Genomic DNA, 18,865 nt, shown 5'->3' with positions numbered 1-18,865 from the left:
TTCAGGACCCCAAAGACAATAGGAATGCAAAGCTTCCTGACACCCTTCGACTCATGCCGTCATTAGCCGCTCTTTTCCGGCAAAGCAGCGGTATTTTTTTCGCGTTCCCGCTCAAAAAGCACCGTTCGCTGTAGAGGATTTACCCAGCTTTTGTCGAACTAGGAACGTACAAAAAAAGAATGTCTATATGCCGAAAAGGTGGCTCTGCCATGAACATGACTCGATCGAAAATTTCACTGGGTTACGTGATCGTCGTGATTTCCCTGCTCGTCATGATCAGCGTCTCCAGCTTTATCGCATCCTCCAGTACGGAGGAGGAACTGAAGAGCGTCGTTAACGAAGTGATTCCGCTAAACAATTTGTCCGAAAGCTTGCTGGTCGATCTGGTCAATATGGAATCCGGGCTGCGGGGCTACGAAGTAACGCAAGATGAGAAATACCTGGAGCCCTACGACTTCGGCAAAGCGCAGCTTCAGGACGACTTGCTCGCCATGGCTGCGTTTCAGAAAAAATACCCCGGCCTGCGCAGCGTCATGGAAGGCGACGCGATCCCGCAAATTCAGCGGCTGCAAGAGCATTATGCCAGCCAAATCGAGCTGATCCGCGACGGGAAGCTGCCTGACGCGATCAAGCGGGTATCCATGGGCAAAAACCAGATGGACCGCTTTCGCCAAATTCATACGAAGCTGACCGCCGAGATCGAGTTCATTGCAACGGAAGCGTATACATCGGCACAAACCGCAGAGAAACGGGCGCGCGTTATCGTTTTCATCGGAGGCGGGATCGCCATTGTCGTCGGCCTGTTCTCGTTCTTCATTTTCAACCGGGCCAATCAGGCGGAAGCCAAGCTGCGCAAAAGTGAAGAAACGTACCGGTTCATGGCGGAAAGCTTGGAGGTGCAGAACGAAGAGATCGTTGCCCAGCAGGAGGAGCAGGAAGCGACGCTGGAGAAGCTGTCTCAGCGCGAGCTGGAGCTGGAGACCATCAGCAGCTATCAGGAAAAGCTGACCGGCTCGACGGACATGGCCGACTTTTTGAACGCTGCCCTCCCGGCGCTGCTGGAATCGCTGCATCTTAACGCGGCTTTGCTTGTCTTGAAAACGCCGGATGACGGCGGGGCGGAAGCGTCTTATCAGATCGCTTATTCCATTGGCTATCCGTCGACGCTGCCCACGATGCTGGAAAGCGAGCTGTTCGGCACCGCACGGCGCGTTCTGAAGGAGAAAATGCCGCTGGAATCCGTGCGTCAAGCCACCACGCAGGAAGGCGGCTTCCATCAAGGCATCACCCACGCGGTAGACCGCTATTATCCGATGTTCAACGATGAGCACGAAGCAACCGGCTTCCTGCTGCTGACCGGCTATCTAACTTCGCCGGACGAGCAAAAAACGAGGCTGGCCAAAGGCCTCATCCGCCAGTTCGGACTTGCCTTCCTGGCGCAGCAGATGAACGAGGAGCGCCGCCGTCAATCCGCCCGTCTGGAGGCGCTCTACGAGCAGCTTCAACAGGAGAAGGCGGCGATGGAGGAGCAGCGCGACCTGATCAACAACATCCTCGAATCGACTCACGAGGGCATGATGATGTGCGATGCATCAGGAAAGCTGATGTTTTTCAATCATCGCATGAACGATTTCCTTCGGCTTAGCGGACGCACCGGCGAATCGATCACCGAGATCAGTCAGGAGCTGCTCGATAGCTCGCCGAGCTTCGCCCGCGTTTCCCAATCGATTCGCGGTCTGCTGCACGGCGACTTGAACAAGCTGACGGAACGCTTCTCCTTCACCGACGGGGAGGAGCAACAAAGATATGTGGAGCTGTACGCCATCCGAGTGATGGTCGAACGTCACGACGAGGAGCTCGGCTTCCTGTTCGTGTTCCGCGACCGGACCGAGGAAGAGAAAGTCGACGAAATGAAAAACGAATTCATCAGCATCGTCTCGCACGAGCTGCGGACGCCGCTTGCGAGCGTCCTCGGTTTTATCGAGATTTTGCTCAACCGCCAGCTTACGCCGGAGAAGCAGCAGCGTTACCTGCAAACCGTCTATAAAGAGGCGACCCGGCTTTCGACGCTGATCAACGACTTTTTGGATCTGCAGCGGATGGAATCCGGCAAGCAAATTTATCATTTTGCCCCGGTGGAGCTGGGAGGATTGCTGCAGGAGGTGGTCGACCAGTGGCGGGGCAAGCAAAGCCACGACCTCTCGCTGCATCTGCCGCAGCATGAAGTGTGGGTGCGCGGCGATGCGGACCGGCTGAAGCAGGTCGCGCACAACCTGCTCAGCAACGCGATCAAATATTCGCCTCAGGCGGACCGCGTCGATCTGACGCTCCGGCAGGATGGCCAAGCCGTGCAATTCCTTGTTCAGGATTACGGCCTCGGCATCCCGGAGGAAGCCAAGGATAAGTTATTTTCCAAATTTTACCGAGTCGACAATTCCGACCGCAGGCAGATCGGCGGAACAGGCCTTGGGCTGTCCATCGTGCGTGAAATCGTCGAAGGCCACGAAGGGGCAGTCGCGTTCGAATCGGAGATGGGTGCGGGCTCGACCTTCACCGTGACGCTCCAAGCTTACCGAGTCGGTACGGCGGACAACAGCATCATGATTTTGGAGGACGACGATAATTTGGCGAAGCTGATTCAAGTGGCGCTCGCCAAGCTGCATATCCCGACGATGCATGTGCGCTCAGCCGAGGAAGGCATTCTGGCCATGCATCGGATCGAAGAGGGCGGTCCGAGACTGTGTATCGTGGACATTCATTTGGAGGGAACGAAGAACGGCTGGGATTTCATCGGCGAGTTGTATCGCCATCCGAAGTTTTACCGGACCCCGGTTATCGTATCCACGGCTCTGGAGCCGCCGCAGGATTATCACGAGAAAGATATCGAGAAGTTTTTGCGCAAGCCGTTCTCGATGGATAAGCTGCTGCTGGTGGCCGAGCAGTTGCTAAGCAACACCGATCGGCATCCGTCGTACATTTTCCCGGCACAGGATGAAAATTTCTTGACTAACACGCTCGCCAAAAACGGCATTGAGGTCGAAGAGATCACCCGGAAGCCCGATCTGATCGAGATCGAACCGAAAACGCGCCGGCCTTCCGGCGACGAAGGCTCCCGAGCGGGATAGCCCCAGCCCCAATTCGATGAAGAAGTGGCAAGACCCCCACTCGGCGCTCCGTCAACACGGTGCCCGGATGGGGGTCTTTTTAGATTAAGCTGTAGTGGTCCAGCTTGTCTTGGGGAATGTTAGCGGAACTAATCCTGCCTTATCTCGTCCAAAATTCACGTTCCTCTACAAATAACGAACCTATAGTGCGCTAATGGCCCGATTTTGAGGGAAGCAAACATTTTTCGACAAACTTAAATCACCCTAGTTCCTCTATAGCAAATAAGGGCAAAATTAAATTACTCAATGCTGGAATGAACCGAAAAAATTGCCCGACAACTGTTCCTTGTTCCCGCATTAAGCCTGCACGCCGAGATGCCGCAAAAACGCCCGGAACCGTTCCATTCCCTGCTCGCTGCGCTTGTACACGCCAGCGTCGCGCAGCACGTCCGCGAACTTGCGGCCCGTCTCCGTTTGCAGCGCTTGCCTCGCGTCCTCTTCCGGCATAGCCGTACCGTAACGGGCAATAAGCTCCTCCAGCCATTTGGCGTGCTTGTGCAGCGGATGCGACGGATCGCGCGTAATCTTCCCATCCAGCTTCTCTTCCCCGGTCAGCAGTCTGGATGCCAGCTCCAGCTCGTCCTTAAGACGACCCGGCAGCACGGCGAGCCCCATCACCTCAATCAAGCCGATGTTCTCTTTCTTGATGTGGTGAAGCTCCTTGTGCGGGTGAAAAATGCCGTCGGGATGCTCCTCGCTGGTCCGGTTGTTGCGCAGCACCAGATCAAGCTCATATTCCCCGCTCGCATTATTGCGGGCAATGGGGGTGATCGTATTGTGCGGCACCTGGACGCCCCCCTGCTCCGTAAACGCGAAGATATCTTGCGACGGGTCGCTGTAAGACTTCCACGCGTCCAGAATCGCCGTGGCAAGCTTCAACAACTGATCGCGGTTAGGCGTGGAGAGGCGGATGACCGACATCGGCCATTTGACGATACCGATCTTCACACCGGCATAATCCGGATGACTGAAGCTTTCTTCGACGACCGCCTTTTCCATCGGAAACTTGTGCCGTCCGCCTTGAAAATGATCGTGGTTCAGGATCGAGCCGCCGACAATCGGCAAGTCGGCATTTGAGCCGATGAAATAATGCGGGAAGCGCTCCGTGAAATCAAGCAGACGCACGAACGTCTCCTTCGACGTCTTCATCGGCCGGTGCTCCCGATCGAAAATGATGCTGTGCTCGTTGTAATACACGTAAGGCGAATATTGAAAGTACCACGTTTCCCCGGCCAGTTCAACCGGAATGACCCGCAGGTTCTGCCGCGCAGGATGATTGAGTCTGCCGGCGTAGCCCACGTTTTCGATGCACAGCAGGCATTTGGGGTAATGGCTTTGCGGCGCATTTCGGAGCATCGCAATTTCTTTCGGGTCTTTCTCCGGCTTCGACAGGTTTACAGTAATTTCTATATCGCCATATTCCGTCGGCGCAAGCCAATACATGTTTTTATTGATCCGGTCCATCCGGATATAGTTCGAATCGATGCACAGGTTGTAAAAGGCGTCCGTCGCCGCTTCGATGTCTGTAGACTTCGCGGTCATCCAGAACCGTTGCACAAGCTCGGATGCCCGAGGCATGAGCTGCCCCATCAAACGGGCATCCAGCAGATCGCGCACCGTCATGTTGTTCTCTTCGAGCAGGCCCGACTCGGCCGCGTAATCAAGCAGCGGCTCCAGCAGCTCCACTGCGCTGTCCGCCATCGGCTCGGTCAGCTCGCCCTCGTACGGCTCGCCGATTCGCAGCAGATCGAGCAGCCCGTTGCGGGCCGCATACACATCCAGCGGCTCCAGCAGTCCGCGCTTCAGACCGAACTGAAGCAGCCGTTCGATCCGGTAGGCCGCCTTCCGGTCGGGGGAGCCGAAAGCCGTATTTTTCTGTCTCTGTTCCATTGTTCTCCACTCCTTCGGATCGGCCGGCCTTCGGCCCGAACGCCTGCACCCGTGATTTTACTTGCCGTAGCCGTCCGGATTCGCTTGATGCCAAGCCCATGCGGAGGCGATGATTTGCTGCAGGCTGTCCCGCTTCGGCTGCCAGCCAAGCTCTGTTCTGCCACGCTCCGAGGAGGCGACAAGCACCGCCGGGTCTCCGGCTCTGCGAGCTTCGACGACCGCCGGAATCGCATGTCCCGTCACTTCGCGAGCGATGTCGATCACTTCTTTGACGGAGAAGCCTTTGCCGTTGCCGAGATTGTACACGCTGCTATCCCCGCCGGCGCGAAGCTTTTCCACCGCCAAGATGTGCGCGTCTGCCAGATCGGTTACATGGATGTAGTCGCGGATGCACGTGCCGTCCGGCGTCGCATAGTCGTCGCCGAAAATCGAGATATGCGCGCGCTTGCCAAGCGCTACCTGCAGAATGATCGGCACCAGATGGGTCTCCGGCGAATGGTCTTCGCCGATCCGGCCGCTTTCGTGCGCACCGGCCGCGTTGAAATAGCGCAGCGAGACGTATTTGATGCCGTGCGCGGTATCGAACCAACGCATCATCTTCTCCATGGCGAGCTTCGTTTCGCCGTATGCGTTCGTCGGCAGCGTCCGGTCCGTTTCCAGAATCGGAACGTTCTCGGGCTCGCCGTACGTCGCCGCCGTGGACGAGAACACGATTTTTTTGACGCCGTATTCGTTCATCTTCTCCAGCAGGCAGAGCGTCCCGTAAACGTTGTTATGATAATATTTGCCGGGCAGCTGCATACTTTCGCCGACGAGCGAGCTCGCTGCAAAATGAATGACTGCGTCGATGTCGTTTTCGCGGAATACCGTGTCTAAAAAGTCCGCATCGCGAATGTCCCCGACGTACAGCTTGCCGCCGAGCACCGCCTCCCGGTGTCCCTGCTGCAAGTTGTCGACGACAACCACCTCTTCGCCTTTTGCCAGCAGCTCCGCTACCGTATGCGAGCCGATGTAGCCCGCGCCTCCGGTTACCATAATAGCCATAGTCAAGCCTCTCCTTCCGCCAATCAAATGTATTTATGGGTTCGGTCCGTTCCGAATACCGCAACTGCGCGAACGGATCGTTCTTCCGATCGCTGAAGCTTCTCCAGAACGATTCCGTTCCCTCCGTGCTTATCATCAGACTTCGGTCCGTTCATCGCCGGACGATCATGCCTAAAGCTGCAGCTCCTGCACGCCATTCCCAATGTCGCACACATAGAAGTCTGCGGTCAAGCCGGTCTTCTCCTTATACACGCGGCCCACTTCGCCGACAAACCGCTCCACGCTATCTTGATGCACTAAGGATACCGTGCAACCGCCGAAGCCGGCTCCCGTCATCCGCGAGCCAAGCACGCCGGGAACGGCGAGCGCCGCTTCCACCATCGTGTCAAGCTCGACGCCGGTCACCTCGTACAAGTCGCGCAGCGAGTTATGCGAGCCGATCATCAGCTGGCCGAACGCCGCCAAGTCTCCCCGTTCCAGCACCTCGATGGACTGAAGCACCCGGTCGATCTCCTCGACGACGTGCTGCGCCCGCTTGCGCACCGTTTCGTCCGGGATCAGATGCTGCGCGCTCCGGTACTGCTCCAGCGACAGCTGGCCTAGCAGCGTCAGCTCGGGATATTCGGCAGCCAAATCCTTCACCGCCTGCTCGCACTGTGAACGGCGTTCATTGTAGGCCGAATCGACGAGCCCGCGCTTTTTGTTCGTGTTGCCGATCACCAGCTTGTATTCGCCGCTGACGAACGGCACGTGCTTGTATTCCAGCGTATCGCACATGAGCAGAATCGCATGCTCCTTCTTGCCCATCGCTACCGCAAATTGATCCATGATGCCGCACTGCACGCCAATGAACTCGTTCTCGGCCTTTTGCGACAGCAGCGCGATCTCCACCTTGTCCGTCGGCTGCCCTTCCATCGTGAGCAGGCCGTAAGCCGTCACCACTTCGATAGAAGCCGAAGAGGAAAGGCCGGAGCCGTTCGGAATCGCCCCGCTGTACAAAATATCGTAACCGCCGACGGATAGCCCCCGCTTTTGCAGCTCGCGAATGATGCCCTTCGGGTAATTGATCCAATCGTCTTCGGAGCGGAATTCGACCTGCTGAATGGAAATATGCTTGCGCAGCGGAAAGTTGGTGGAAGCAAATCCCACCTGATCGTCCTCCCGCTTCCGGATCAGCATCGTCGTGCCGAACGTCAGAGCGGCCGGGAAAACGTAGCCTCCGTTGTAGTCGGTATGTTCCCCGATCAGATTGACGCGCCCCGGCGCATGAAACGCCCGGATAGGATTGGAGCTATCTCCGTACAGCTCGACAAACTGCTCCTGCAATGCTTTGACTTCCGTCATGACGGTTCACCTCGTTATGGATTTAAGAAGACACGTTCGATATAACGAATTTCAATAGTAAGCTTTTGCTTCAAGTATAGCCCGGACAACCGGTTTTCACTATGGAACGATGTCAGGATGGCATGGAAAAATGTTAGATTATGAACGCGCAGACATCCTCGGTTGTGCTATACTGAACGTATTCAGGGCGATATCCCCAAAAGGAGGCGAGTCGCGCCGTGTCCGGGCCTGCCAAACGTCCCGATACCTACTTTGTCGTATCCAACCCGTACCCCACGCCGGAAGACAGCCCTTTGACCGTCCTGTTCGCTGGCCACAGCCAGACGAAGCCGGGTCATAAGCCCGGACCGAAGGTGGTCGATTATTATTTGCTGCATCATGTGTTATCCGGCAAAGGCACCTACGTCTGCCAGGGACAGACCTACGAGCTCGGCGCTGGAGACAGCTTCCTGATCGAGCCGGGCAAGCTGGTCAATTACATGGCCGATACGCTTGACCCGTGGCACTACCGCTGGGTCGCCTTCGAAGGACGGCTCGCGGAGCAATTGCTGCAGGATACGGGCCTGAGCTCGCAGCAGCCGGTCGTCCATACCGGGCGAAAGCGCTCGATCGGCGTCCTGTTCCGCCAAGTGCAGCTGGCGTTTCAACACCGCGGCGCAGGCGCCAATCTGAAAGCGAACGGCTGCCTGCACCTGCTGTTCGCCGAGTTCGCGGAAGCGCTTCGCCCCCTTCGCGCGAACGAGCCGGAGCAGGCGACCACCGCAGGGCAAACGGTGCAGCGAGCGCTGCAATATTTATCCAAGCAGTATGCGGAGCCGATCACGATCGAGCTGATGGCCGAGTCGCTCGGCTACAACCGCGCTTATCTCTCAACGCTGTTCAAGCGGCAGACCGGGCTGACGCCCGTGACGTTCCTGCTCCGGCTCCGGCTCGACAAAGCGCGCCATCTGCTGCGGGAGCGCCCGGAGCTGACCGTGGAGCAGATTGCATCTTCGGTCGGCTTCCAGGACCCGCTGTACTTTTCGAAGCAGTTCAAGCGGCATTACCAGCTCTCGCCGACCGATTACCGCAGCTCGCTGCTGCATCCTCCGGGCTCCGGCGATTAAGCTTCGCGAATTCGATTCGCAGCGGTTCGCCGCTGACGTCCGAGTCTCTATTCACCCCCTTTCGCGAGGGGCAGCATGAAGGCGATGCAGGCGCCTTGACCGACGCGGCTTTGTGCCCAGATCCGGCCCCCATGGTAGTCGATGATCTCCTTGGCGATGGCCAGCCCGAGGCCGCTGCCGCCGCCGGCCGTGTTGCGGGACTTGTCTTTCTTGTAGAATCGGTCGAAAATATACGGCAAGTCTTCCGGATCGATGCCCGAGCCGTTATCCTGCACCTGCACGACAAGCGAATGCTCGTCCACGATAAAATGAAGCTGGATCAACCCGCCGCGGAGCGTATGCTTGACCGCGTTGTAAATGACGTTGGTCAGCACCTGATCGATCCGATCCACGTCGATTTTGACGATGGCCTGCCGGTGGGCTTCGGGCCGCAGCGAGTAGGCGACCGTCTCGAACTTGAGCCCGGCGCCGGCCAGTTCCAGCTCATAGCGCTCGTCGAAATAACGGATAAAATCGTCCGTGCTCACCGGCTGGATATCGAAATCCATCTGTCTGGCCTCCAGCTTCGAGAGCTGGAACAAATCCGCGATGAGCCGGTTCAAGCCCGTGATCCGGTTATGGATGAGCTTTAAATACTTTTGCTGCTGTTCGGGCTGCGAGACGACACCGTCGATGAGCGCTTCCACGTACCCTTGGATCAGCGTCATCGGCGTTCCCAGATCGTGCGAGATATTGCTGAGCAGGTGCCGCCTTGACGTTTCCATCCGCGCCAAGTCGTCGTTCATCCGCTCCAGACTGCGGTTGATGCGTTCCAGTTCGGCGGTCCGCTCGCGAATTTTATGCTCCAGACCGGTGTTCATCTCGCGCATTTGCCGCGATAGCGTCTCCACTTCCACGTAAGCCTTGGCCGACTTCGAGCTCAAAATGAACGAGGTCATGAACACGCAGACAAGCAGTCCGTACGACGATACCTCGCCGAGCTTGATCCACTGGTTATAGTACATAATGTCCAGCATCACCGTGGCGACGTAAGCGCTCGCGCCAATCGCGGCGAACAGCGCCCCGTCTCTTTTGCGAAGCACGGCGCGGCCCAGGCCGAACAGCAGGTAGCCGCTGGTGAGCAGTGTAATGAGCTGGAACGCCGGTGTCGTATAGGTCACCCACGGGGGAGGGATCAGAAATGCCGCGGCTGAGAACGCTACGCCGAGCGCCAAGATAAGCCGGACAATGCCGGAACGCACCTCCAACGGGTAAAGCGAGTGCATGAACATGATCATGGCGGGCACGCCCATGTAAAAGCATACGTACTCGATACGCAGCTCCGTCAGCCAATGCACCTCGGGGACAAAATAATACATCACGCCTTCGCCCGTAAAGAAGGCCCGTATGCCGATCAACAAGCAAAAAAGGCCGAAATAAAGCGATCCTTTCTCTTGGCGCCTCAGCGCAATCAATCCGATGTGATACAGCCCCATCGACAGCAGGCTTCCTACCACAAGCGTCTCGATCGCAAGCTCTCTCCGGAGCTTGCTGTCGAGCGCGCTCCATGAGCCGAGCTCGACCGGTTTCCAGATGCCCCCGAGCCGGTGATGGTAATTAGAAACCTGAATGACGATATCCAGCGGACCGCCCGGATGACGGAACCGGATCAAATTCGGGGTATATTGCGGCTTGGAAGTCAGAATGTCTTCTCCGACCGTGCCGCTGCTTGCGACCGGTTCGCCGTTCACCCAAGCCTTGTAGGCCGTACGGATATATGGCAGCTTCAGCCCCAGATCGGAAGCGGGGCCATCCAACTTCACTTTTAAGTGAAAGGTCGCATGACCCGAACCGCCCGGCTGCACGCCGTCCACAAGGACACGATTCCATACCTCGGGGAGAACAATCGGAGTCGCCTGCTCCACCGCAGCATGCTCCGGGGAAGCCAACTCTTCCGGCGTCAGGAGGCGCATCCAGTGCATATCCCATTCGCCGTTCAGTTGGACCGTTCCATACGATTCCAAGCCGTAGCCCTCCAGATCCATGATGCCTTGAACGGCACGGGGCGCGGACTTCCCGGCAGCGGAACTATAATAACCGACACCGGCAATCGCGGCGGCCAATAAAACTATGGAAATAAACACCCAAAACCATTTATAATAGAAATAGTTTCTGGAAATCGATACCACTTTCTTTCCTGTTGCTCAAATGGGCCTCTCTGCTAATATCGTACCTTAAACTGCATTATTTGGAAACCGGGATAAACGGCTCACCTTTGGGGGATTTCGGGACGTTTGTGCTGCCATATCAGAATCCAGTATCGAGTCCGGCGGGGTATGATTCTGATAGTTTCAAAGAAACATCATGTTTCGCCGCATCATCTTTTGGAGGAGAAATCGATGCCTGGAGAAAAAATACTCATCGTCGACGATGAAGCCGAGATTGTCGAATTAATCAGTCTCTACTTGCGGAAGGAGGGGTATGACGTACTATATTCCGGGAATGGGGCTGAAGCGCTTGCGATGGTGCGGGAGCACCGTCCGGATTTGGTGATTCTCGACATTTTGCTTCCCGAAATGGACGGCATCGAAGTATGCCGGCAGATCCGCAAGTCCTATAATACGCCGATTTTATTTCTGAGCTGCAAAAGCGAGGATATGGATATCATTCTGGGGTTCAGCATCGGAGGGGACGATTACATTACGAAGCCGTTCAGTCCCGGCCAGCTCGTCGCCCGGGTCAAAGCGCATCTGCGCCGCAGCCAGCTGCTTGAGCAGCACAAGGAAGATTCTCAATACCTGTCGTTTCCGGGACTGGAGATCGATCTGCTCAGCCGGACCGTGAAAGCAAGCGGTGGGCTCGTGCCGCTGTCTTCCAAGGAATTCGATCTGCTGCTGCATCTCGCCCGCTCGCCCGGCAAGGTGCTCCCACTCGAACAGCTGTATAAAATGACCTGGGGCGTGGACAGCAACGGCGACACGCGCACGCTGCTCGTTCACATCAGCAACCTGCGCAAGAAGATCGAACCGAACCCCACCGATCCGAAATACATCCATACCGTGCGGGGGATCGGCTACAAATTCAACGTGTAGCATAAAACTTACGGCTGATGTCCGATGGCGCTCATCAGCTTGTCCAGCTCTTCCGGGGTCAGATCGCGCCACTGCCCCACCGGCAAACCGGCCAGCTTGATGTTCATAATGCGCACCCGCTTCAACCGGCGCACCTCGTAGCCGAAGGCGGTGCTCATCCGGCGGATTTGACGGTTCAGCCCTTGCGTCAGCACGATCCGAAACGTCCGGTCGTCGATGCTGCTCACTTTGCACGGTTTGGTGACGGTCCCGAGAATCCGCACGCCGCTCGCCATTCCCTGCAAAAACATCGGCGTGACCGGTTTGTTCACGGTCACGATGTATTCCTTATCATGCTCGTGCTCGGAGCGTAATATTTTATTGACGATATCGCCGTCATTCGTAAGCAAAATCAATCCTTCGGAATCTTTATCCAGCCGTCCGATCGGGAAAATGCGCTCGCGGTGTCCCACAAAATCCACGATATTGCCGCGGACATGCCGTTCCGTCGTGCTGGTGATGCCTACCGGCTTATGGAGCGCAATGTAGACGTGCTTTTTCTTCTCGCTGATCGGTTTTCCGTCGATCCGCACGTCGTCTCCTTCGCTCACCTGGCTTCCGAGCTCGGCCAGCTGGCCGTTAATCGTGACGCGCTTTCCCTCAGTCAACTGATCCGCTTCGCGCCGGGAGCAAATTCCCGTTTCGCTGATATATTTGTTGATTCTCATCGTTCTCACTCCGCTTGTCCTGACTTTATCGCTCCATTATACCATGCGGGTTTTTCGTTGCAAAAAAATTCAAGAGGCGCTCTGCGAAAAAGAAGGGGCCTCTGGCGAAGCCGGAGCGGGAACGTGTGAAGTCATAATTGCTTGTTTATTGTGTTTGGAAAATAACAAGGAAAAGAGGCGAAAATCGTATGATCGAAAACGCGGCAAAGCTCCCGGAGATGGAGCCTGTTATGGTGGAGCACAAGGAGTTGAAGCTGATCGGCATTCCGTGCATCGGCTTGAACGACATGGGAGGCAAGTATCGGCACGCCAAAGAAGCGCTGCTGTCCTCCGCCAAGCATTTGCCCCATATCGTGAACCCTCAAATTCATTACGGCCTGTGGCCGCACGGACCGTCGCAGAGCCATCCGGACACGCACGTATACATCCTTTGCATGGAGGTCGAATCGTACGACGACATTCCCGAATGGTTCCTCCGCCTGACTGTCCCGGCGCACCGGTGCGTCGTCGTGGCGAATAAAGACGGAAACTTCGAGGCGGCCGGCCAAGCAGTCGAAACGCATTTGCGCGAAAAGGGACTTCAAACAAGCGCCGGCGACCGTACCTACACGATATGCGAGCGATACAACTACGAAGGCGAAGGATTCGCGCGGTATTCGCTTCCGCTCGTCGATTAAAGCCGCCTGTTGAACCGAACGCTAGCCCCCTTGCGCCTGCCATGCGCTTCTCCTGACGGACAAGCTCCGGAAAAGCGAAATTGGCCGTACGGGGGTTTTTACTGCTTCGGCGGGCTTTGCGGCTTGGAAACCGCGGTGTGCGGCGCACCCGCAACCGCTGTGCTTTTTTTGGTAAACAAAGTGAAAAAGCCGCTGTGCGTCGTTACATTCATCGTTTTGCCGTCCTTGACAAAAACACGAAGGGCCCCTACCTGCTCCTCTTTATCTTCCTTCCACCCCCACTTGCGAATCTCATTCGCGTAGAAGTCGGGAATACTTTCCTTTTCTTCGATCCCTTTCATGTTGTAGCGGACATAGACGACTCCCGGATTGGAGAACGGAACGTCCGATTTGCGCGCCTCTGCCGGCACGGGAAACTGCTCGTCAATGCTGGAACCGACAAAGCTATTGTTATTGGAAAACGCGTACCCGTACACCAGAGCCGATAAGGTCACCGCCACCATAAGAAATAAAATAAACCGCAGCGATCTGCCGCGCATACCAACACCCCCAGTTGCTCTATACTTGTTCGAATAAAAATGACGATCTTGTACCATACAAAGTTTCATCCTTATCCAATACGGTGTAATAAAGGGGGACACGGATGTGTCACACCGTCCGACGGAAAATAACGAATCGAGGAGTGTTGCTCTATGTCCCGTAAAAAAACGCTGCCGTCGATCACCAAGCCCTTTTCCCACGTGCACGCTACACTCAAAACGATGGGATTCACCGAACTGCCGTCCCGGGAAGGAAGCACGTACGAATTGACGTTTCGCGATTCCGCTTCGCTGCAGGAATATCCGTACCGTATCTATACGCACACGCAGGAGAACGGTCAGACGCACATTGACTTGAACGAGGCCGGTTTCGTCGCGCAGGACAATATACCCGTTTCGGCGACCGCCGCTGCCCAAGAGATGTTGGCGGAGCTGCAGCAATATATGGAATACGGCCCGGCCAAGACAAAACCGACCGAGTCGACGCCGATCGGCAAAGCGATGAACGGCAAGATGGCCAATAACGAGAAGGAGGTCCGACAGCTTGGCAAAGTGATGGCAAGCCTCCCGACGAATTCGCAGGTAATGGAAAAGGGCATGATGCCGGACCCTTTGCAATGAGATCCCCCCGCTTAGAGCTTCCTTCGGAGACTTCGGAGCTGGTTGAGAAAGTGGTCAGTTGAGGTAATAGAGGTGTTACGAGGGGGTGGGGTATCTACTTCCGGTCGCTGTTGTCGGCGGGAAATTTTGATTAAAGCCGCTTAACAGCGGATATTTCCCGCAGACAAAGGCGAACGCTAGCGCTCCTCCAGTAGATACCCCACCTCCGTATTTATCTCTATTTTTATATTAACCACTTTCTCAACTGCCTGTTGGAGCTTCCTTCGGAAGCTCCTTTTTTGCTTGTCCACCTGCCGAAACAAGGCATCCGGCGCGAATATTATTAGCATTGATATTTTACGCTGAAGCAGCGAACATTCCGTGGCAAACAAAAAGGGGGACTACCAGCCATGAGCTTATCCCGGATGTTTCGTTGGAGGCCGAAAGCAAAGCCAGGTACAGGCTCTTCGCCGAAACGTGAGGGTGTACGCGAAGGGCAGTCGTATAGAGCCTCCGGCGGAGGGAGCCGAGCGGCGGACGAAGCTAGGCAGGCCGCCCGGTCCACGTGGCGCAGAGCCGGCAGCGCGGGGCAGGATGATCCGAGCCGCAGACAGGCGGCTAATGCGGTGCGAAAGTCTGCGCCGGGTGACGGTGGCGGAGCGGTGCGAAAGGAACGGGAATACGCAGCGAGCGATCCCCGTGCTGTGCCACGTGAGGCACGGGAGCCTGTACCGGGCAGCGGCGGCACGGCGGCACGAGAGACGAAGAAGGCGCGTCGTTACCGGGGGCGGCGGTGGCTGTGGACGGCAGGGCTGCTCTGTTTTGTAGCAGGAGTGGCTGGTCTTGGCGCCGCCGCCGTATGGGTGCGCGATTTGGATATCAGCAAGCTGGAGCATCCGCTCCCCGAGCCGAGCTTCGTCATGGACGCCGGTGGACAGCCGGTGGCGCAGCTGTCCTCGTCCCGAATCGTCCCGGTGCCGCTCGGCCAAATTCCGCTGGATTTGCGGAATGCCGTCGTTGCGGTAGAAGACCGGCGTTTTTACGATCACGCCGGTTTCGACGTATGGTCGATCGGCCGCGCGCTGATCCGCGACTTGAAAGCCGGAGCGATGGAGGAAGGCGGCAGCACGATCACGCAGCAGCTTGCCAAAAATTTGTTTCTCGACTCGGACAAATCGTTCAACCGCAAGTTCAAGGAGCTCGGGTACGCGATAAAAATCAACTTTGCTTACAGCAAAGACGAAATTTTGGAACTGTATCTGAACAGCATTTACTTCGGCGAAGGGCGCTGGGGCGTCGAAGGGGCGGCGCAGCAATACTTCGGCAAATCCGTTCAGCAGCTGACGCTTGCCGAGTCAGCCGTGCTGGCCGGTCTGCCCAAAGCCCCTTCTCTCTACTCTCCGGTGCGGCATCCGGACAAGACGCTGGAGCGGCGAAACCTCGTGCTGTCGCTGATGAAAGAGCAGCATTTCATCAGCGATGCCGCCTACGACAAGGCCGTCGCCGAGCCGATTGCGTTAAAGCCGAACAACGGAGAGTCGCTGAAGGGGCGGCACCCTTCTTACGTCGACTACGTCATGGATGAGGCCGAGAAGCTTTACGGCTTTACGGAGCAGCAGATTTTGACGCACGGCCTGCGGATTTATACCGCAATGGACCTTAAGGTGCAGCAGGCGGCGGAAGAGGTGTACCGCACCGATGCGCTCTTCCCGCAAAGTCCTCCTGACCGCCCGGTGCAGAGCGGAGCGGTCGTGTTGGACCAGCGAACCGGCGGCATCCGCGCAATCGTCGGTGCGCGAGGGGATCAGACCTATCGCGGCTTCAACCGGGCCACCGAGCTGAAGCGGCAGCCCGGCTCGTCGTTTAAGCCGCTGGCGGTCTACGGGCCTGCGCTTGAGCTTGGCTATACGCCAGAGTCGATCTTGTATGACGGGGAGCTCGACATTTCGGGTTACCGTCCTAAAGATTGGGACGCACAGACGAGAGGACAAGTCTCGCTTCGGGAGGCCGTGATCCGTTCGTGGAATATTCCGGCGGTCTGGCTGCTGAATGAAATCGGCATCGACGCCGGGATGAACTACGTGCGTAAAGCCGGGATCGCTCTGCCTCCGGCGGACCGCAACTTAAGCCTCGCGCTCGGCGGCTTGTCCGAAGGCGTCTCGCCCTTGCAGATGGCGCAGGCGTACGGCGCCATAGCAAACGATGGCATGATGCAGAAAGCCCACGCCATCACCAAAATTACGACCAAGGACGGCCATACGCTCGTCGAGGTCAAGCCGCAGCCGACCAAGCTGACGGAGCCGGTCTACGCCTATACGTTGACGAGGCTGCTTCAAGAGACTGTCGCACAGGGTACGGGGATAGCCGCCGCGCTCAGCGGCCGTCCCGCTGCAGGCAAGACGGGGACGACGCAGCTGCCCGCAACGGCCGAATTCGGGGCGATCGGCCGGAACGGTGCTAAGGATGCCTGGTTCGTGGGCTTCACCCCCGAGCTGACCGCCGCGATTTGGCTTGGGTACGATCAGACGGACAAGACCCATTATTTGACGACATCAGGCGGGGCGGTGCCTGCGCAGCTGTTTCGGGAAATGATGACCCGGGCGCTGAAGGATACTCCGGTGACCGATTTTCCGGTACCCGAAGAAGTGCGCCGGGCCATGGAGGAGGCGCAGCTGCGCTCACCGCTCGGGAGCGACGGACACGCGCCGGAAACCGGGAAGCCGCAGGACCGCAGCGGCCAGCCGGAAACGCCCCGTCCCGGCTGGCTAAGAAAAAAACAAGGTGATTAAGCCCATTTTTAGATGGATAAGTGCCCAATTCCTCCTCTCTGACATATGGTGGAGTATGTTCTAATCAGAGAGGAGAAATCAAATATGTCTCAAGAGACGATAATTGAAACTCAACAAGCCGGGGAGATCGACTACAGCCGTCCGCACTATCCCCATCATTACCATGCTCATCATTACCCGCATCATTATCACCATCCGCATCATCACGTCTATCCATACGGCTTCTATCCGTATGGATACCATCCGCACGGATACCATCCGCACCACCATCATCATATGCATGGGCATCATTATTACCACCAGGCCCGCTGGGTACAGGATCCTTGGTCCGGCGAATGGTACATCGACTGAAGAAAGGCCGCGTGACAACAAAGGGCGTTCTGCATTAAGCAGAACGCCCTTTGTTCTTTCTGCGGCTTTCGCGCCGCCGTTCTCAAGCCCCGCTTCCGGAAATCGACACTGTGCGGCGCGTAAAAAGAAAAATCGTGGACACCAGCGCAGCCAAGCTGACGATAAACCCGTACAGGAACAGCCGGTGGATACCGGTCATAAAAGCCGGCGCCGCTGTCAGAAGCGCGCCCATAATCGTAACCCCGGCCGCCGTGCCGATATTCCGCGAGAAGACCTGCAGCGACGTGGAGATCCCTTTTTGATCGGCGGCAACAAGCTGCTGCACTCCGATGACCGATACGGTATAGAGCAGCCCGTACGCCAGTCCTTGCACCACCATGATCGCATTGACGTACCAAAAGCCTCCTTCGTCCGGCAAAAACAGCAGCAGCAGCCCGGACAGCACCAGCAGGACGTTGCCGGTAAACAGCAGCGGCCGATAGCCGTAGCGCAGCACCCATTTGCCGGCCGGAACGCCTACAAGAATCCATCCGACGGACGTCCCGAGCAGCGAAAGCCCGCTGACGAAAAGCGAGTACCCGTGCTGCTGCAAATAAAACGGTATGTAGCTGGACGTACCGAACAGCGCCGCGCACGTCAAGAAGCCGTTCAGGTTCATCCAGGCGACGGAGCCGTTCTTAAGCAGCGCCACCGGCATAATCGGCGACGGATGTCTCCGTTCGTTATACACGAACAGCAGCAAAAACAATACACCGCCCACCGTATACAGCAGAAAGCCCTCGCTCACCACCGTATTGAACAGCAGCAGCCCGATGCCAAGTCCGAACCAGAGGGCTCCCCAGTAGTTAATCCGGCTTTTGCGAGCCTCGTACAATTCCCGATAGGGCACAAGCAGCAGCAGCGATGCCACACAAATCGGAATATTGATATAAAAAATCCACCGCCAGCTCAAATGCTCAATGAACAAACTGCCGAGCAGCGGCGCCAACACCGACGAGATTCCCCACATGCCCGTGAAGAACGCCTGGATTTTGCCCCGCGCTTCCACTGGGAACAAATCCCCGGCGATAATGGCCGGGAACGCAATCATCGCGCCCGCACCGAGCCCTTGGAGCCCCCGGTACAATACGAGCTGCAGCATGGTCGCGGACGTACCGCAGAGCACAGACCCGAGCAAGAAGACCAAAATGCCGACCGACAGCACTTTTTTGCGTCCGTACAAATCCGAAAGCCTGCCGCTAAGCGGCGTTACGATCGTACATAAAATCATGTAAGAAGCGAAGCTCCATGCATACAGCTTCACATCCCCGAGCTCCTCCGCGATCCGCGGCATCGTCGTATTCATGATCGTCGTATCCATCGACGAAATCAGCACGGCGAGCACGATGCTCGCCATCACGGCCAAGCGGTTCCAATTCATGCAATTTCTTCCTCCCTCGTCATTTCACCGTGTTCCCGAACAGTAGCTTCAATATAACACAGCGGCGCGATGCCGAGCCATGTTTTTTGCGTTTCTTTCCAGCCCCGTTTCCATCGCCTTCCACGCATGCGGGAGTTTCCCAAAGGGAATTCTAACCGGGAAA

At 56.9% G+C, this 18,865-nt stretch carries 14 protein-coding genes; 7 read left to right on the top strand and 7 right to left on the bottom strand.

Features of this window, described 5'->3' with window-relative positions; all coding sequences use genetic code 11:
• Positions 1–209: 209 nt before the first annotated feature.
• Positions 210–3,125, top strand: a complete 2,916-nt coding sequence (locus ET33_RS24845) for an ATP-binding protein (protein WP_036688300.1) — start codon at positions 210–212, stop codon at positions 3,123–3,125.
• A 336-nt stretch (positions 3,126–3,461) separates the two neighbouring features.
• On the opposite strand, the gene ET33_RS24840 is transcribed toward ET33_RS24845, so the two are convergent.
• From ET33_RS24840 to ET33_RS24830, 3 genes are all read right to left on the bottom strand, one after another.
• Positions 3,462–5,054 carry a UDP-glucose--hexose-1-phosphate uridylyltransferase gene (locus tag ET33_RS24840; protein WP_036688296.1) on the bottom strand — a complete coding sequence of 531 codons (1,593 nt, stop codon included), beginning with the start codon at positions 5,052–5,054 and terminating at the stop codon, positions 3,462–3,464.
• Positions 5,055–5,111: 57 nt separating this feature from the next.
• Positions 5,112–6,098 carry a UDP-glucose 4-epimerase GalE gene (gene galE, locus ET33_RS24835; protein WP_036688293.1) on the bottom strand — a complete coding sequence of 329 codons (987 nt, stop codon included), beginning with the start codon at positions 6,096–6,098 and terminating at the stop codon, positions 5,112–5,114.
• A gap of 171 nt (positions 6,099–6,269) precedes the next feature.
• A complete protein-coding gene (locus ET33_RS24830) occupies positions 6,270–7,442 on the bottom strand; it encodes a galactokinase (protein ID WP_036688290.1) in 1,173 nt (390 codons plus the stop codon).
• Between the two features lie 218 nt (positions 7,443–7,660).
• Between ET33_RS24830 and ET33_RS24825 the strand changes: the two genes are divergently transcribed.
• Complete coding sequence (locus ET33_RS24825; RefSeq protein ID WP_036688287.1) at positions 7,661–8,548, top strand: AraC family transcriptional regulator; 888 nt, start codon at positions 7,661–7,663, stop codon at positions 8,546–8,548.
• A gap of 47 nt (positions 8,549–8,595) precedes the next feature.
• On the opposite strand, the gene ET33_RS24820 is transcribed toward ET33_RS24825, so the two are convergent.
• On the bottom strand, positions 8,596–10,671 hold the full coding sequence (locus ET33_RS24820; protein WP_235206806.1) for a sensor histidine kinase: 2,076 nt from the start codon (positions 10,669–10,671) through the stop codon (positions 8,596–8,598).
• 255 nt (positions 10,672–10,926) lie between these two features.
• On the opposite strand from ET33_RS24820, the gene ET33_RS24815 reads away from it, so the two are divergent.
• Positions 10,927–11,619, top strand: coding sequence for a response regulator transcription factor (locus ET33_RS24815; RefSeq protein ID WP_036688281.1), 693 nt, complete (start codon positions 10,927–10,929; stop codon positions 11,617–11,619).
• Between the two features lie 8 nt (positions 11,620–11,627).
• Here ET33_RS24815 and rluF read toward each other — a convergent pair whose 3' ends face one another.
• A complete protein-coding gene (gene rluF / locus ET33_RS24810; RefSeq protein WP_036688278.1) occupies positions 11,628–12,326 on the bottom strand; it encodes a 23S rRNA pseudouridine(2604) synthase RluF in 699 nt (232 codons plus the stop codon).
• A 188-nt stretch (positions 12,327–12,514) separates the two neighbouring features.
• Between rluF and ET33_RS24805 the strand changes: the two genes are divergently transcribed.
• Positions 12,515–13,003: a GyrI-like domain-containing protein gene (locus ET33_RS24805; protein WP_036688276.1), complete on the top strand. Its 489-nt coding sequence runs from the start codon at positions 12,515–12,517 to the stop codon at positions 13,001–13,003.
• Positions 13,004–13,101: 98 nt separating this feature from the next.
• On the opposite strand, the gene ET33_RS24800 is transcribed toward ET33_RS24805, so the two are convergent.
• The gene (locus ET33_RS24800) at positions 13,102–13,542 is read right to left on the bottom strand and encodes a hypothetical protein (RefSeq protein ID WP_036688274.1); all 441 of its coding nucleotides are present in this window, start codon (positions 13,540–13,542) and stop codon (positions 13,102–13,104) included.
• Between the two features lie 153 nt (positions 13,543–13,695).
• Between ET33_RS24800 and ET33_RS24795 the strand changes: the two genes are divergently transcribed.
• From ET33_RS24795 to ET33_RS24780, 3 genes are all read left to right on the top strand, one after another.
• Complete coding sequence (locus tag ET33_RS24795; RefSeq protein ID WP_036688271.1) at positions 13,696–14,163, top strand: hypothetical protein; 468 nt, start codon at positions 13,696–13,698, stop codon at positions 14,161–14,163.
• Between the two features lie 389 nt (positions 14,164–14,552).
• Positions 14,553–16,931, top strand: a complete 2,379-nt coding sequence (locus ET33_RS24785; protein ID WP_036688265.1) for a transglycosylase domain-containing protein — start codon at positions 14,553–14,555, stop codon at positions 16,929–16,931.
• Between the two features lie 84 nt (positions 16,932–17,015).
• Positions 17,016–17,282 (top strand): hypothetical protein, encoded by a 267-nt coding sequence (locus ET33_RS24780; protein WP_036688261.1) that lies wholly within the window; start codon positions 17,016–17,018, stop codon positions 17,280–17,282.
• Between the two features lie 82 nt (positions 17,283–17,364).
• Here the strand turns inward: ET33_RS24780 and ET33_RS24775 are convergent, their stop codons facing one another.
• Positions 17,365–18,702 (bottom strand): MFS transporter, encoded by a 1,338-nt coding sequence (locus tag ET33_RS24775; RefSeq protein WP_036688258.1) that lies wholly within the window; start codon positions 18,700–18,702, stop codon positions 17,365–17,367.
• Positions 18,703–18,865: the final 163 nt, after the last annotated feature.

The sequence above is a fragment of the Paenibacillus tyrphae genome (genome assembly GCF_000722545.1).
Lineage (GTDB): Bacteria > Bacillota > Bacilli > Paenibacillales > NBRC-103111 > Paenibacillus_G > Paenibacillus_G tyrfis.
Note: the sequence above shows the minus strand (reverse complement) of the source record. Positions and strands in the feature narration are given on the sequence as shown.